Raw genomic sequence first — 15,838 nt, 5'->3', positions numbered from 1 at the left:
GATATTTGAAGCAGTTTTATTGTGGAACGTGGAGAGCTGTTGCCGGGGCTCCGGCAACAGCCTGATCTTAATTATTGATCAATCCAGAGATCGTACCAGCTTGAAGAATCCCAACGTGGTGTGTTGTGGTGGTTCTTCAGTGCCTTGTTGGTCACGCCGACGAACGGATGTTCGATTGCGAAGATGACCGGAAGATCCTGCATTTCAAGCTTCTGAATCTGGTGATAGAGCTCAGCGCGCTTGGCTGTATCAAGTTCTGATGCAGCTTGATCGATCAGCTTGTCCATTTCGTCCGATTTGTAATCGAACTGGTTTGACCATGCTGTGCCGACCGGGGCGCCCGAACGCAGCCAGACTGTTGTTGAAACAGCTGGATCGGAGCGGAACTGGTGCCAGCCGCTAGCGGTATCAAAGTCGTGATCGCGATAAACACCATTGAGGAAGCCTGGTGCGTCATTGGTTACGATTTCAACGTCGATGCCGACTTCTTTCATCGCCTGTGCGTAATATTCTGCCCAAAGCTGGGTATATTCACCCCATGGCGCAGGGCGGTGACGCAGCTTGAAGCGGATGCCGTCTGGACCAGCCTTATAACCGGCTTCGTCGAGCAACTGCTTGGCTTTTTCTACGTCATACGGATATGTCTGAACGTCGTCCGTGTAGTTGATGCCGCCCGAGCTCGGGATAGGACCGCGGCCCGGCTTGGCATAGCCACGCATGATGCTCTTGATCGCAAAATCAATATCAAGTGCGTGGTAGATAGCCTGACGTACTTTCAGATTGGCGAGGATTGGGTTTCGCAGATTGAACTCAACGGTCGAATGCGCGACGTTGTTTTCAAAACCCTTTGTGCCGGTATCGAAGAGGCCATCTTTCTGAAGGCGTTCGGTATCAGACATGGAAATGCCGTTGAAAGCAGTTTCCATCATTTCGCCTGACTCAAGTGCCACCGCAGCAGCGGCCTTGTCTGGCATAAAGCGCCAGATCACGCGGTCGAGATATGGGTATTCCTTGCCGCGCCAGTAGTCATCATTACGCTCGGCAATGATGTGCTGACCACGTTCATATTCAACGAACTTGAATGGTCCGGTGCCAACTGGTGCCGAATTATACTTGTTCTTGAGAATATCGGTGCCTTCATAAAGATGCTTCGGCACTGGATGGCCAAGATCCGGCATCGCTGCAACCAGAAGCTCCAGCGGCATAGGCTTGGAATAGTTGAAAACCGCCGTATGCGGATCTGTGCAATCGACCGACTCCAAATTTGCCTGAAGTGTCGTTGAATAGTTCAGCAGCTTCTTCCAGAGGTTCATCGCGCTGAACGATACGTCATCGCAGGTGAACGGCTGGCCGTCATGCCAGCGCACATTTTCGCGTAGCTTGAACGTGATCGCCTTGCCATCTTCCGACGAAGTCCAGCTCGTTGCCAGCACGGGCACATAGCCTTCATAGGTACGGTCGATCAGTGGCTCCATGATGCGACCAGTAATCTGGTAAACGCCCGTTGAAGCGCGCAATGCAGGATTGAGAACACCTTGCTCGGTGTTCATGTGTACAATGACTGAGCCGCCGCGTTTCACGTCTTCGGCGTGGGAGGACGCCGTTGCGAGTGAAAAAGCGGCGAGAAACAGGCCAAGGCCGGCTTTTCTGATATGCATTCTCTGTTCCCCTGAAGGACGTTGAGGGAGGGCTTTCAAGCCTCTTTTCCCGCAATGCCCAATATTGTTCAAGCCCTTGAAACCACTCAAAAAGCCGCCTCAAAGTGCAAATATTTCATGCAAGCACTGCCATGCTAGAATTTGCTACGATATTGTCAAGATAAACTAATATTCATACCAATATTGGTAAAATATACCGGATAAGGGGTGTTAATAAGTTTCAATTTTCTGCGTTTCTATAGGGCGAAATTGCTAATCAAGAGCTTTCAAAGCGTTTTCTGCGAAAAATAATCCTAATTTTCTCAAAAAATTGAAGCGTAAAAGCTGGGGTCAATAACAATTCTGTCTTTGTTAGCTTGAACTTGTAAAATCCCCGTGCACTATCTCCCACCCAATAGCTCATCCCTATAGCGAAACTCAAATAGCTGAATAGATCAAGCGAAAGGAACTCTTTGCATGTCTCATCCTGTTAAAGGTGTCGATCACGTTTTTCTTCTGGTCAACGATCTGGATAAAAGTGCTGAGCAATATCGGCGTCTTGGTTTCACGTTGAGCCCTCGTGGACTTCACAGCAAGGAAAAGGGGACAGGCAATTACACAATCATGTTCCCGGATGACTATTTTGAACTGCTCGGCATTGTTGCTGAAACAGAAGGCAACCTGCACCAGCGTGAGAAATTGAGCGCGCAGGGCGAAGGACTGCATGCGATTGCATGCCGTATAGAAAATGCACAGCAGGCGAAGTCAGAACTTGCCGCTTTAGGCATCCAAACAGGCGAAGTTGGCAAATTTTCACGTCCAGTGGAATTGCCAAATGGCAGCGAAGGCGTTGCAGCGTTTGAGACGGTTTCGTTTGCTGACAGTGAAGTGCCACAGGGCATGGTCTTTATGTGTCAGCATAAGACACGTGACACCGTTTGGGTGCCTGAATTGCTTGAGCATGCGAATGGTGCCAATGGCCTGGCAGCGATCATCGCAATTTCCGCGGATCCTGCAAAATCCGCCGAAGGCTTTGCAAGATTATATGCTGATGGTAAGGCAATAAGTATAGATGGCGGATGGCGCGTTGTGACGGGAGAAAACTCTGCAGAACTGCTCGTTTATGATCGTAGTTATGCAGAAAACAAATATGGTACGGCTTGGTTGGATAAAACATCAATTCAAGCATTTTCTGGGTTGCGCATCCATGTTGGGTCACTTGATAAGTTGCGCACAGTCCTTGATGAAAGCAACGTAACTTATACTGATGTTGTGAATGGTATCATCGTCTCTCCCGATGATGCCAACGGCACAATTGTTGAGTTTGTTAGTTAATTGTTTTTGCAGCCCCCGAAAGATGAGGTTCGTTTTGCGGGGGCTCTTTGACCGCTTCGAAAGTTAAAAAATCCAACTATCGTTTTTTGCTTATAATTCATTGCTAGTTTTAATTTTGGTGTTTAATTCTTTTAATGAAGGTTTCTGCGGGGCAGGCCAGTGAGCGAATTTATGAGGGGCGTAAAAAGTGTCTTTGATCTCAACAGTCGTGCCGTTTATGACGGAAGTATCAAATTATAATATCCCCCACGATTTGTGGCTTGCTTGTACAGCTTTATTGTTCCGTGATGCGAGTGGTGGCGCTTATGCAGGGCGCACCATGGAGCTAACCATAGAGCTTCCTTATGTCGTTACGAGTATTCCAAAGGGGCATAAGTTTTCTTCCGTTGTTGATGGCCACAAGCCTTTAAAGTTCCAGTCCAAGTATGGGATCTTTGCAATTGCGGTTCCCAATGAGAGTGTCGCAGACCTGAAAATTGTAGAAGGTGTGAACGAAGAAGGTCTCACTTTCAGCGTGCTTGCCTTTTCCGGAGCATCTGGTCCTGCAGCTAATACTGCCAAGACTAAGGCAATGCTTGCTGCAATCGATCTTGGTGCTTGGGTTTTGGCGCAGTTTGCTAGCGCGGCAGACGTGAAAGAAGCGCTTGGCCATAACACCGCAATACTAACTGCACTCGTGCCCTTGCATGGTGCAAAAACGCCGTTTCATTTTGTCGTACATGACCGTGCGGGTAAGTCGATTGTCATCGAGTTCTCAAGCGAGAGGCAAAATGTTTATGATAACCCGGTTGGTGTGATGACCAATGGGCCGGAATTTACGTGGCACCTGACTAACCTAAACAACTACACATTCCTGACCAATCTCGATCAGTCAAAAGGTAAGTTTGGTGATTTGCAGGTATCCCAGCCTGACTCGGGCATAGCGACAGCTGGTTTGCCCGCATCTAATACATCTGTTGGACGTTTTGTACGGGCGGCTTACTACACGACTTATGCTGAAAAACCGGCCTCGGAAAAAGCAATTCGCACACTTGGGCATATGATGAATAATTTTGATCGTCCGCGTGGCATAACGATTGATCCGCCGCAATCTGGTGGTCTGGATATTGAAAGTTTTGCTACTGAAGGCGATCAAGAGTATGAGTCAGAATATACATCCTGGACCGTGCTGGGTGATTTAACTAATAATGATTTCTACATTCGCACTTACGATTCAATCAACTTCATTAGGTTTGATTTAAAGCAGGTTTTCGCGAAGAATGAATTCAAAATAGCCCCACTCGATAAAATATCTGCTGCGGGCATTTTTGATGTAACTGATATTTTGTTAAAGTAAAATATCATTACTTTTGTTTGCGTGGCTTATTACAATGTTAGATCGGCCACGCAAACATATACGACAATTATACGCTTAGAGTAACGGATTTCCCAATCCATACTCCATACATATTCTGCGGCTGTTTCTAATTTCTGGTAAGTTGCATCCAATACCAGTGTTGGAGTTTATAAATGGTGGCGCAACCTTGCCCGGATTTCGCCTGAGTCATATTTTGCGGGCCGTTATCGTGCGTTTTGTGATTTCCGTTACGCCTATCAACATGATCGCCTTAGCGATTGATCTGCCTTGCGTATCTTGCATGTCAACTTGACGACGTTTCGTGACAATCCATTCGCATTTTGCCTTTACGGCGCAAATTCAATGTCCTTCTTCCGTTAATGAGCTATATTTCAAAAAGGATCATTGCTTGGAGCAGGTCGTTTTTTCTCGTTCTCGAGGATGTATGCTCACATATATCTTATGCCCTTTTTGCATCATGATATGCAATTTGAGAACTAATTGGGCATTCTCTAGTTCAATCCGTTGTTTTTAAAATAATTTATTGGGATCAAAATAATCTTTTGGGAATGAAGCGCTTGACTATCTTAGCGGGCAACTTCTTATATATCAGCTGATTAGGCAGACTTTTAATTGAGCGGCAAGGCACACCCAGCCGTTCAGCTAGGAATGAAATATGCAGCGCGTTTTCGACGGACATAATGATGTCCTTCTGCGTCTTTGGGAAACCCAGCGTAAAGGTGGCGACCCAATCAAGGAATTCATCGACGGCACAAAGATCGGCCATATCGATCTGCCGCGCTCCCGCAAAGGCGGCCTCGCTGGCGGCATCTGCGCCATCTATGTTCCATCTGGCGAACATATTGAGCTGGGCAAGCCGGATGCCAACGGACATTACGTTACACCACTTTCGCCACCGCTGGAACGCGCACCATCCCTAGATATCGCTCTCGAATTCGCATCGCTCGCGCTCCGTCTTGAAGAAGCCGGTGGCTGGCAGCTTTGCCGCAATGGTGCAGAGCTTGATGCAGCCATCGCAGGCGACACCTTCGCTGCCGTGCTTCATATGGAAGGCTGCGAAGCGATTGATGCAGATCTTGCAGCGCTGGACGTTTTCTATGCAGCAGGCCTTCGCTCGCTCGGTCCGGTCTGGAGCCGCAATAATATTTTTGCGCATGGCGTACCATTCGCGTTCCCGATGATGCCTGATACGGGTCCGGGCCTAACAGAAGCTGGCGAGCGCTTGGTGAAGGCGTGCAATCGCAAAGGCATTTTGATCGACCTCGCGCACATCACCGAAAAAGGCTTCTGGGATGTGGCAAAATTCAGCGATCAGCCATTGATTGCCAGCCATTCCAACGCCCATGCTTTGACGCCCGTTGCCCGCAACCTGACGGACCGTCAGATGGATGCGATCAGGGAGAGCAAAGGGCTTGCCGGTCTCAACTATGCAACAACTATGCTGCGTTCAGACGGCATGGAAAATGCGCAGACCACACTATCTGACGTCGTCCGCCACATCGACTATATGGTCGAGCGCATGGGTATCGATTGCGTGGCGCTTGGCTCGGACTACGATGGCGCAACTATTCCAGCGGAAATCGGCGATGCCGCGGGTACACAAAACCTTGTAACTGCGTTGCAGAATGCAGGTTATAGTGAGGAAGAACTTGCCAAGCTCTGCCGCAACAACTGGGTACGCGTATTAAAACAGGCATGGCACGAAGCCGCCTGAACACAAACAAAATTACAGAAAGGGAACTAAAATGAACCATTTCGGACGTTTCCGTCTTCTCGCTGCTGGTGCCGCTTTTGCCGCCATCTTGGCTGCGAACCCGGCATTTTCGGCCACACCAGCTGATACGCTGGTTCAGGCTTGGGCAATTGATGACACCATCACGCTCGACCCGGCTGAGTCCTTCGAACTTTCACCAGCTGAATTCATCGGTAATGCCTATGACATGCTGGTTCGCCTCGATATCAACGACACATCGAAAGTCGTGCCCGGCGTTGCTGAAAGTTGGACCATTTCAGAAGATGGCCTGACCTATACGTTCAAGCTCAAGCCAGGCATCAAATTTGCCTCCGGAAATCCGCTCACCGCAGCAGATGTTGCTTATTCATTTGAACGTGCCGTCCGCCTCGACAAGAGCCCGGCTTTCATTCTTACGCAGTTTGGTTTGACTGGCGACAACGTCAACGAAACCGCTAAAGCAGTTGACGAAACAACCTTCGTGCTGACTGTCGATAAGCCTTATGCACCAAGCTTTGTGCTCAACTGCCTCACCGCAACTATCGGCGCAGTCGTAGACAAGAAGCTTCTTGAAGAGCATTCGGTCAAGGTCACACCGACCGACGATTACAAATATGACACCGACTATGCGGCTGCATGGCTGAAGACCGGCTATGCAGGTTCGGGACCATTCAAGATTCGCGACTGGCGCGCCAACGAAGTTGTCGTTCTCGAACGCAACGACAATTACTATGGCGAAAAAGCCAAGCTCGCTCGCGTGTTCTATCGTCACGTCAAGGAAAGCGCCACTCAGCGTCTGATGCTTGAATCGGGTGACGTTGATGTTGCGCGTAATCTGGAGCCGGGCGATCTCGAAGCTGTTCAAAAGAACAAGGAACTCGCAGCAGTCGACGCTCCAAAGGGCACCGTCTATTACATCTCGCTGAACCAGAAGAACCCGAACCTCGCGAAGCCTGAAGTGCGCGAAGCTTTCAAGTATCTGGTTGATTATGATGCAATTGGCTCGACCCTGATCAAGGGTATCGGCGATGTGCGTCAGACCTATCAGGCAAAGGGTGTTCTCGGCGCTCTCGATGCAGCACCTTATAAGCTTGATGTTGAAAAGGCCAAGGAACTGCTCGCAAAGGCAGGTCTGAAAGACGGTCTGTCGGTCACTTTCGACGTTCGTAACACTCAGCCAGTCACCGGCATTGCTGAATCCTTCCAGCAGTCCGCTGCAAAGGCTGGCGTGAAGATCGACATCATCCCAGGCGATGGTAAGCAGACGTTGACCAAATACCGTGCGCGTAACCACGACCTTTATATCGGTCAGTGGGGCATGGATTACTGGGATCCAAACTCGAATGCGGAAGCTTTCACGTCCAACCCCGACAATGGCGATGACGCGTCTAACAAGACACTGGCATGGCGCAATGCATGGGACATTCCTGAGCTGACAAAGCAGACACAGGACGCATTGCTTGAACGCGACAATGACAAGCGTGCTGCGATCTACCAGAAGCTCCAGCAGGAAGCGCTTGAAACAAGTCCGTTCGTTATGCTGTTCCAGCAGATCGAAGTGGCAGGTCTTCGCGGCAACGTGAAGGGCTACAAACTCGGACCGACATTCGATTCGAACTTCCTCGCACCAGTCAGCAAAGACTGATCTGAAGAACGGTCAGACAATTGAATACAACAACAGCTGTTAAGAAAAAGAGGGGCGCCCGGCGGCGCTCCTCTTCCATCGCTTTGGCGATTGCCAGTTTTCTGGCTATCGTCATCACCACCTATCTTGGTCTTCTGGCCGTTACCTTTTTCATCGGCCGCGTTGTGCCGATTGATCCGGTTTTGGCCATTGTTGGCGACCGCGCACCCGCACATGTGGTTGAGCGCGTCCGTCAGGAAATGGGCTTCAACCTCCCCTATTACCAGCAGTTCTTCCTTTATGTGAAAGGCGTCCTGCAGGGCGATTTCGGCACGTCTGTTCTAACCACAAATCCGGTTATGACCGATATTCGCCGGGTATTCCCCGCAACGATGGAACTCGCAACCATTGGCACGATCATCGGTGCCTTGTTCGGTATTCCGCTCGGTGTTCTGGCCGCTGTTAAGCGTGGCAGCATCATCGATCAGATCGTGCGTGTGATCGGGCTCGTCGGCTATTCCGTGCCGATCTTCTGGCTTGGTATGCTCGCACTTCTGGTTTTCTATGCGCGCCTTGGCTGGACGTCAGGTCCGGGACGCATTGACATCACCTTTGAATATACCTTCACGCCCATCACCGGCTTTTATCTGGTTGATGCTATTATCCAACGTGACTGGGAAGCGCTGCGCAACATCGTCTCGCACCTTATCTTGCCGTCAGCTTTGCTCGGTTACTTCTCACTGGCCTATATCAGCCGCATGACGCGTTCTTTCATGCTCAACGAACTTGAGCAGGAATATATCGTGGCAGCGCGTGCAAAGGGCATTTCAGAAACCCGCATCATCTGGGGCCATGCTCTTCGCAACGCCGCGGTGCCGCTGGTGACCGTGATTGCACTTTCCTACGCAGGTTTGCTCGAAGGCTCTGTTCTGACCGAGACAATCTTCTCATGGCCGGGGCTTGGTCTTTACATCACCAATTCGCTGCAAAATGCTGACATGAATGCCGTTCTTGGTGGCACCATCATCATCGGATCAGTGTTTATTGCGATCAATCTGCTGTCCGATCTTCTCTATCGGCTTCTCGATCCAAGGACGCGCACACGATGAGCCAAATGACAGAAACATCCAATCTTTCGTGGCGCGAATGGCTGCTCTCAGAGCGCCCGCAATCGCGTATGCAGGCACGTCTGGGTCGTTCTTACATGATCTGGCGTCGTTTCACGGCCAACAAGCTGGCCGTGTTTGGTCTGCTTATCATCATAGCACTGCTGCTTGTTGCTGCTTTTGCTCCATTGCTGGCACCGCATTCGCCTTATACGGGTGACCTCGCCAATGCCCGCCTGCTGCCTCCGGGCACGCCGGGGTTCTGGCTTGGAACCGACGATCAGGGCCGCGATATTCTTTCGCGTCTGATCTATGGTTCGCGCCTGACACTCTATGTCGTGCTTCTCGTTGCGATCATTGCAGCGCCAATTGGCCTGCTGGTCGGAACCGTTGCTGGCTACGCCGGTGGCTGGGTTGATGCCGTGCTGATGCGCATTACCGATATTTTCCTTGCCTTCCCAAAGCTCATTCTGGCACTCGCCTTTGTCGCAGCCTTGGGACCGGGCATTGAAAACGCCATTATTGCTATCGCGATCACGTCTTGGCCGCCTTACGCACGTATCTCGCGCGCTGAAACGCTGACCATTCGCAATTCGGATTACATTTCCGCCGTGCGCCTGATGGGTGCTTCACCGTTCCGTATTGTTCTGCGTCACGTCATGCCGCTTTGCACATCGTCACTCATCGTGCGTGTGACACTCGATATGGCTGGCATCATTTTGACAGCAGCGGGCCTCGGCTTCCTTGGCCTCGGCGCACAGCCGCCATTGCCTGAATGGGGTGCAATGATTGCTTCGGGTCGTCGTTTCATTCTGGACCAATGGTGGGTTGCCGCCATGCCCGGCATTGCGATTCTTGTCGTCAGCCTTGGCTTCAACTTCCTCGGTGACGGTCTGCGCGATGCTCTTGATCCGCGGGGTAACAACCAATGAAGCCACTTCTGACAGTTGAAGACCTGCGCGTCACCTATCCGACCCGCACGGGTGCTATTGAAGCGGTTCGCGGTGTAAGCTTTACGCTTGGCCGCGAGCGCCTCGGAATTGTGGGTGAATCTGGTTCCGGCAAATCGCAAACGGGTCGTGCCATTATGGGGCTTACGCCCCAGCATGCTCAAATCACTGCGAAGAAACTGGAATTTGACGGGATCGACCTTCTCAATGCATCGGCACGCGAACGCCGCAGTTTGCGTGGCGGTCGTATTGCTATGGTGTTGCAGGACCCGAAATATTCGCTCAACCCAGTGATGACCATCGGCAAGCAAATTGCAGAAACACTGAAAGCCCATGGCAAATTTTCGCGTGCGGAAATCCGTTCGCGCTCAATTGCTATGCTGGAAGCCGTGCAAATTCGCGATGCCGAACGTGTCATGAAGCTTTATCCGCACGAAGTTTCGGGCGGCATGGGGCAGCGTGTCATGATTGCCATGATGCTGGTAGCCGAGCCTGAAATGCTGATTGCCGACGAACCAACATCTGCGCTTGATGTGACGGTGCAGCTTGAGGTGCTGGGCATTCTCGACAAGCTGGTTGCTGATCGCGGCATGGGTCTGATTTTCATCAGTCACGATCTACGTCTTGTCTCCTCCTTTTGCGACCGCGTGATCGTCATGTATGCCGGTAAAATCGTTGAGGAAATTGCAGCAAATGATCTTGCCAATGCGAAACATGCTTATACGCAAGGACTGCTAAACTGCATGCCGAAACTCGGAACTGACCGTCATCCGCTTCCCACCTTGCAGCGTGAGGAGGCATGGCGTCTATGAGCACTGTACCAGCTTTAAGCGTCGATAAGATCGACGTGTTTTTTGATCAGTTCCACGCGCTAAAATCCGTCAGCATCGAAGTGGCGCGCGGAGAATCTTTTGGTCTGGTTGGCGAATCCGGTTCTGGTAAATCAACGCTGTTACGCGCAGTGGCCGGGCTAGCACCTGTTGATGACGGCGAAATCCGCATTGACGGAAAGCCGCTCAAAACACCGCGTGATAAAGCCTTCTATCGCAATGTTCAGATGGTGTTTCAGGATCCTTACGGCTCGCTGCATCCGCGTCAGACGGTTGATCGTCTGTTGCTTGAACCCCTTGCTGTTCATGGCATTGGTGATACGGAACAGCGTATCGTTCGTGCACTCGATGAAGTGGGACTAGGCTCCGGCTTCCGTTTCCGCTATCCGCACCAGCTTTCGGGCGGTCAGCGTCAGCGTATTGCGATTGCACGTGCGCTTATCATTGAACCAAGCATTCTGCTTCTTGATGAACCAACATCGGCGCTCGATGCCTCCGTACAAGCCGAAGTGCTAAATCTGCTCGAACAAGTACGCCGCGACCGCAAACTGACCTTCGTTATGGTCAGTCACGATCTTGGTGTCGTCACTCATATGTGTGAACGACTGGCAGTCATGCGCAACGGTGAAGTGGTTGAGCAGCTCGAGGCCGGCGATCTTGTCGGTGGCAACATATCAGCCGACTATACAAAAAATCTGATGGTAGCCAGCGAAGGCTTCCGTCGCTAATTAAGCGAGGCTCTCCGTTGTATTTTGCGCAACGGAGAGCGTCGTTGCATGTTCATTATATTCTTGATGTTTTTGTATGAGCGCCGTCAAAGCGCAAGGCGTCTTTTGCCATTTTGGGAAGCTTAACTCCCAAACCTATGTCTCTTTATAGTCTAGCTGCGGCCTGGGATCGTTGCCCGCATAAAATTATTAACTCAGCTGTTTAAAGAGTTGATAGGTTAGCGAAATTCTGATCATCCTCTATGAAACAGCGATTTGGAGAGGTGCGCCGTATGTCCACTAAGTCCGGACTTTTTGCCGATACCATAATTTATAACGGTACTATCTGGTGTGGATTTGAGGAAGGCATAGCGGAAGCGCTGGCAATCTGGCAGGGCAAGGTGCTTGCAACAGGGACCAAAGATGAAATCTGGTCTCTTAAAGGCGATGAAACGCGTTTGATCGATCTGGAAGGGCAGTTTGCCACCCCCGGTTTAAACGACGCACATCTTCACCTTATTTCGGTCGGTCTGACGCTCAACTGGATTGATGCAACACCGCAAGCGGCACCGACTTTGGAAAGCTTGCTTGGCGCAATTCGTGAGCAAGCGGCTTCGGTTCCCGCTGGAACATGGATCAAAGCGCGTGGTTATGATCAGACCAAGCTCGATACTGGTCGCCATCCACATAAATCTGAACTCGATGCTGTTGCTCCTGATCATCCGGTCATGCTGGTGCGTGCCTGCGGTCATGTCTCGATTTTCAACTCGAAGGCTTTTGAGCTTGCTGGTATTGATGAAAAATCACCCGTACCTGATGGCGGTCTGATTGAGCAGAAAAATGGCGTACTGACCGGAATGGTTGCCGAAAATGCGCAAGGCGTTGTGCGTCAGGCTATTCCAGTGGCAACAACCGAGGAAATGATTGAAGCGATTGAAGCGGCAGGCAATATGTTGCTTTCTTACGGCATCACCAGCGTGATGGATGCAGCTGTTGGGCATGTCGCAGGCTTTGATGAGATCAGGGCTTACAATCTGGCCAAGCTTCATAAGAAGTTACCTGTGCGCACATGGCTTGTGCTGTTAGGCGATCCCGGCACTTCTATTGTCGAAAAATGCTATGAGGCCGGTTTGGTCTCCGGCGTTGGCGATGACATGCTGACCGTTGGCGCGGTTAAGATATTCCTTGATGGTTCGGCAGGTGGTCGTACAGCCTGGATGAGTAAGCCTTATCTGGGCGATGATGATAATATCGGCGTGCAGATACTGCCGGATGCTGAACTTGAAGCAATGGTTCTCGATGCGCATAAAAAGGGCTATCAGCTTGCTTGTCATGCCATTGGTGATGCTGCAATTGGTCAGTTGATTACTGCATATGAAAAGGCGCTTGCCGCTCATCCTGATGCGGATCGTCGTCACCGGATTGAACATTGCGGTTTCTCAACGCCTGAACAGCATCAGCGGATGCGAAAGGCAGGGATTTATCCATGCCCGCAGCAGGTGTTTATTTACGATTTCGGTGATGCTTATATTTCGGTTTTGGGTGAGGAGAGGGCGCTTTCAAGCTATCCGCTCAAGACTTGGAAAGATCTTGGTTTTAAGCCTGCAACAGGAAGTGATGCTCCTGTTTGTCATCCAAACCCATACCCAAATATCTACTCCATGTTGACGCGAGAGACGGGCAAAGGCACGGTCATGGATGCGCGTGAGTGTGTGAGCATTGAAGAAGCACTTCAGGTTTATACAGAGTTCGGGGCATTCTCACAGAAGCTCGAACACGTGAAGGGGAGGCTTATTCCGGGACAGGTTGCCGATATAGCTGTCTTTTCGCGCAACATGCTGGCTGCAAAGCCAGAAGAAATTCTCAACGATACGCTGTGCATGCTTACTATTCGCGACGGCGAAGTGGTATTCAAACGCTGATAAGAAATTATAAAAACACTAGGATGGGGAAAATCATGAGAAAATTTGCATTGCTTGCGGCTTTGTCTGCTGTGTTGATGGCCGGAACTTCAGCCTATGCCGCTGACGAACCACGCACGGGCGGCGTTATTAATTTTGTCGCACCTTACGGGGACAGCTTCTCGACGCTCGATGTTCAGGCATCGCCCACCACGCAGGACGAGTTTTACGCGAAGGCTATTCATCGCACGCTTTATGACTGGGATGCCGATCAAAATAAGCCCGTACTTGGTCTTGCGACCGATGTTTCAGTTTCAGATGACAAGCTCGTCTACACATATAAGCTGCGGGAAGATGCCTATTTTCATAATGGCAAGCCGCTGACTGCGGATGATATTATCTGGAGCTACACGCGGATAATGGACCCGAAGAAGGCGTTTCCACCGGCGCGTTATATTTCTGAGATCAAGGGTGCGGACGAATATACTCAAGGCAAAGCCGAGAAAATTTCAGGTCTCAAAAAGATCGACGATCATACGCTGGAAATCACGCTTAAGCAGCCAATTGATCCGGGCTATCAGTTTATGCGCAACAACACGTCGATCTATCCCGCCGGTGAGGGCGATAGTGATGAATTTCAGCGCAAGCCAGTTGGTCTCGGGCCGTATAAGTTTGCCGAATATATCCCTGGCTCCCGTCTAACGGTCGAGAAGTGGGACAAATATTACGAAAAGGGCAAGCCGTACGCAGACAAGATCAACATCATGATCATGGGGGATGCGTCGGCGCGTGATGTCGCTTTCCGCAACAAGGAAATAGATGTCGCAGTGCTTGGGCCTGCGCAATATTCTGCATATCTGGCCGATCCTGAACTCTCCAAAAACATGGTGGAAGTTGCTGAGGTCTATACGCGTGCAGTGGGCTTCAACCCCGACTTCAAGCCGTTTCAGGACAAGCGCGTTCGTCAGGCGATCAATTATGCAATTGATAGCGATCTGATCATCAAGCGCTTGGTGAAGGATAAGGCCTATCGCGCTGTTGGCTGGTTGCCGAATTCATCGCCTGCATTTGATAAGGATGCGAAGCCTTATCCCTACGATCCTGAAAAAGCCAAGGCTCTGCTTGCAGAGGCTGGCTATCCTGACGGTTTTGAGTTTGAACTCACCGCCACACAAAATGAGAGCTGGGGTCTAACGATTGTTCAGGCGATCATCCCTATGCTGGCTAAGGTTGGGATCAAAGTCACGCCCAAGCCGGTTGAGGCTTCGGTGCTTGCTGATGTTGTTCCGTCGGGTAATTTCCAAGCCTATATGTGGTCTTTGGAAAACGGTCCTGATGCGTTGACTGCTATGCAGTGCTTCTATTCAACGACGCCGCAATCGTCATGTAACTATCAGAAGTTTGCCAATGCAGATTTTGATAAGCTGGTTGATGAAGCGAAACTGGCCAAAACCGAAGACGAGAAGAACGAGCTTTTGAAGAAAGCCAACAATCTGTTGCAGGAAGAAGCGCCGGTCTGGTTCTTCAACTATAACAAGGCAGTGATGGCGCATCAGCCATGGTTGCATGGTCTTCAGCCAAACTCGGCAGAACTCGCAGTTCAGTCTTATGAAAAGCTCTGGGTTGACGACACTGTCCCGTCGGGGCGCTAAATTGAGCTGATTTTGATCGGCTCGCTTATTGTGGCGGGCTGATCTTCGCTGATCCGAAAAGAGGACTGTGTGCTCCATTTTATTGTCCGTCGCGTCTTGCAGATGATACCGACAGTCATTGCAGTGTCACTGCTGATCTTTGTTATTTTCAGCGTGGTCCCGGGCAGCATAGCAACGGGGCTCGTCGCGAGTGGCAAAGGCATGAATGATCCCAAAATGGTCGAAAAGATCACGCAGGAATTTGGGCTCGATAAGCCGGTTCATGTTCGTTTCGGCAATTACATGATGCAACTTGCCCAATTCGATCTTGGCACCTCTTACCGATCACGGCAGCCGGTGGTTTCGCTTCTTCAGGAGCGGATGGGACCGACACTGAAACTGGCATTCGTAGCGATGGGATTTGCAATCTTGATTGGCGTCCCGCTGGGCTTTCTGGCTGCACTGAAACCGGGCAGTATTCTCGACAGTGTGACAATGATTGGTGCCGTTTCGGGCCTTTCACTGCCACAGTTCTGGCTCGGGCTTTTGCTCATGTATCTCTTCGCGCTGACGCTTGGCTGGTTGCCGAGTTTCGGCTACGGCGATGGCGGTCTAAGGCACGTGATTTTGCCAGCGCTGACTTTAGGTGTGGCACCGCTTGCTCTTCTTGCGAGAACAACCCGCGCGGCGGTACTTGAAGTCATGGGTGCTGATTTTATCCGGACCGCGCGTTCAAAAGGCATGAATAGTTTCCGCCTTGTGCAATGGCATGTCATGCGCAATGCGCTTGTGCTTATTATCACAACCATTGGCTTACAGTTTGGCTCCATGATGGGGCAGGCCGTTGTGGTGGAGAAACTATTTTCATGGCCGGGTCTCGGTTCGCTGCTGATCGACAGTGTTGCATTGCGTGATATTCCGGTGGTTCAGGGAGCAATTCTTGTGATCGTATTGTGGTTCCTCATCATCAATACGATAGTCGACATTCTTTATGCGGTTATTGATCCGCGCATCAGCCACGAGTAGGC

12 protein-coding genes are annotated in these 15,838 nt (G+C 50.7%); 11 read left to right on the top strand and 1 reads right to left on the bottom strand.

Going from position 1 to position 15,838, the window contains the following annotated elements; all coding sequences use genetic code 11:
• Positions 1-71: 71 nt before the first annotated feature.
• Positions 72-1,658: an ABC transporter substrate-binding protein gene (locus tag ACOZHT_RS08035; protein ID WP_421565552.1), complete on the bottom strand. Its 1,587-nt coding sequence runs from the start codon at positions 1,656-1,658 to the stop codon at positions 72-74.
• Between the two features lie 456 nt (positions 1,659-2,114).
• On the opposite strand from ACOZHT_RS08035, the gene ACOZHT_RS08030 reads away from it, so the two are divergent.
• The 11 genes from ACOZHT_RS08030 (at position 2,115) to ACOZHT_RS07980 (ending at position 15,836) form a co-directional block, all read left to right on the top strand.
• Positions 2,115-2,972, top strand: a complete 858-nt coding sequence (locus tag ACOZHT_RS08030; RefSeq protein ID WP_339509877.1) for a VOC family protein — start codon at positions 2,115-2,117, stop codon at positions 2,970-2,972.
• A 187-nt stretch (positions 2,973-3,159) separates the two neighbouring features.
• A complete protein-coding gene (locus ACOZHT_RS08025; protein ID WP_339509875.1) occupies positions 3,160-4,308 on the top strand; it encodes a linear amide C-N hydrolase in 1,149 nt (382 codons plus the stop codon).
• A gap of 676 nt (positions 4,309-4,984) precedes the next feature.
• Positions 4,985-6,043: a dipeptidase gene (locus ACOZHT_RS08020; RefSeq protein WP_339509873.1), complete on the top strand. Its 1,059-nt coding sequence runs from the start codon at positions 4,985-4,987 to the stop codon at positions 6,041-6,043.
• A 31-nt stretch (positions 6,044-6,074) separates the two neighbouring features.
• Entirely contained in the window at positions 6,075-7,706 is a 1,632-nt protein-coding gene (locus ACOZHT_RS08015; protein ID WP_339509871.1) for an ABC transporter substrate-binding protein, read from the top strand.
• Positions 7,707-7,783: 77 nt separating this feature from the next.
• Positions 7,784-8,794, top strand: a complete 1,011-nt coding sequence (locus ACOZHT_RS08010; protein ID WP_421565690.1) for an ABC transporter permease — start codon at positions 7,784-7,786, stop codon at positions 8,792-8,794.
• Positions 8,791-9,723 carry an ABC transporter permease gene (locus ACOZHT_RS08005; protein ID WP_339509867.1) on the top strand — a complete coding sequence of 311 codons (933 nt, stop codon included), beginning with the start codon at positions 8,791-8,793 and terminating at the stop codon, positions 9,721-9,723. Before ACOZHT_RS08010 ends, ACOZHT_RS08005 begins: the two co-directional genes overlap by 4 nt.
• Entirely contained in the window at positions 9,720-10,553 is an 834-nt protein-coding gene (locus ACOZHT_RS08000; RefSeq protein ID WP_339509865.1) for an ABC transporter ATP-binding protein, read from the top strand. The genes ACOZHT_RS08005 and ACOZHT_RS08000 overlap by 4 nt, the downstream gene beginning before the upstream one ends.
• On the top strand, positions 10,550-11,299 hold the full coding sequence (locus ACOZHT_RS07995) for an ABC transporter ATP-binding protein (RefSeq protein ID WP_339509862.1): 750 nt from the start codon (positions 10,550-10,552) through the stop codon (positions 11,297-11,299). Before ACOZHT_RS08000 ends, ACOZHT_RS07995 begins: the two co-directional genes overlap by 4 nt.
• Positions 11,300-11,571: 272 nt before the next feature.
• On the top strand, positions 11,572-13,200 hold the full coding sequence (locus tag ACOZHT_RS07990; protein ID WP_339509860.1) for an amidohydrolase: 1,629 nt from the start codon (positions 11,572-11,574) through the stop codon (positions 13,198-13,200).
• A gap of 35 nt (positions 13,201-13,235) precedes the next feature.
• Positions 13,236-14,831, top strand: coding sequence for an ABC transporter substrate-binding protein (locus tag ACOZHT_RS07985; RefSeq protein ID WP_339509858.1), 1,596 nt, complete (start codon positions 13,236-13,238; stop codon positions 14,829-14,831).
• A 69-nt stretch (positions 14,832-14,900) separates the two neighbouring features.
• Positions 14,901-15,836, top strand: coding sequence for an ABC transporter permease (locus ACOZHT_RS07980; protein WP_339509856.1), 936 nt, complete (start codon positions 14,901-14,903; stop codon positions 15,834-15,836).
• The last annotated feature ends 2 nt before the right edge of the window (positions 15,837-15,838 follow it).

It is taken from the genome of Ochrobactrum sp. EDr1-4, assembly GCF_049199085.1.
In the GTDB taxonomy this organism is placed as follows: Bacteria; Pseudomonadota; Alphaproteobacteria; order Rhizobiales; family Rhizobiaceae; genus Brucella.
Note: the sequence above shows the minus strand (reverse complement) of the source record. Positions and strands in the feature narration are given on the sequence as shown.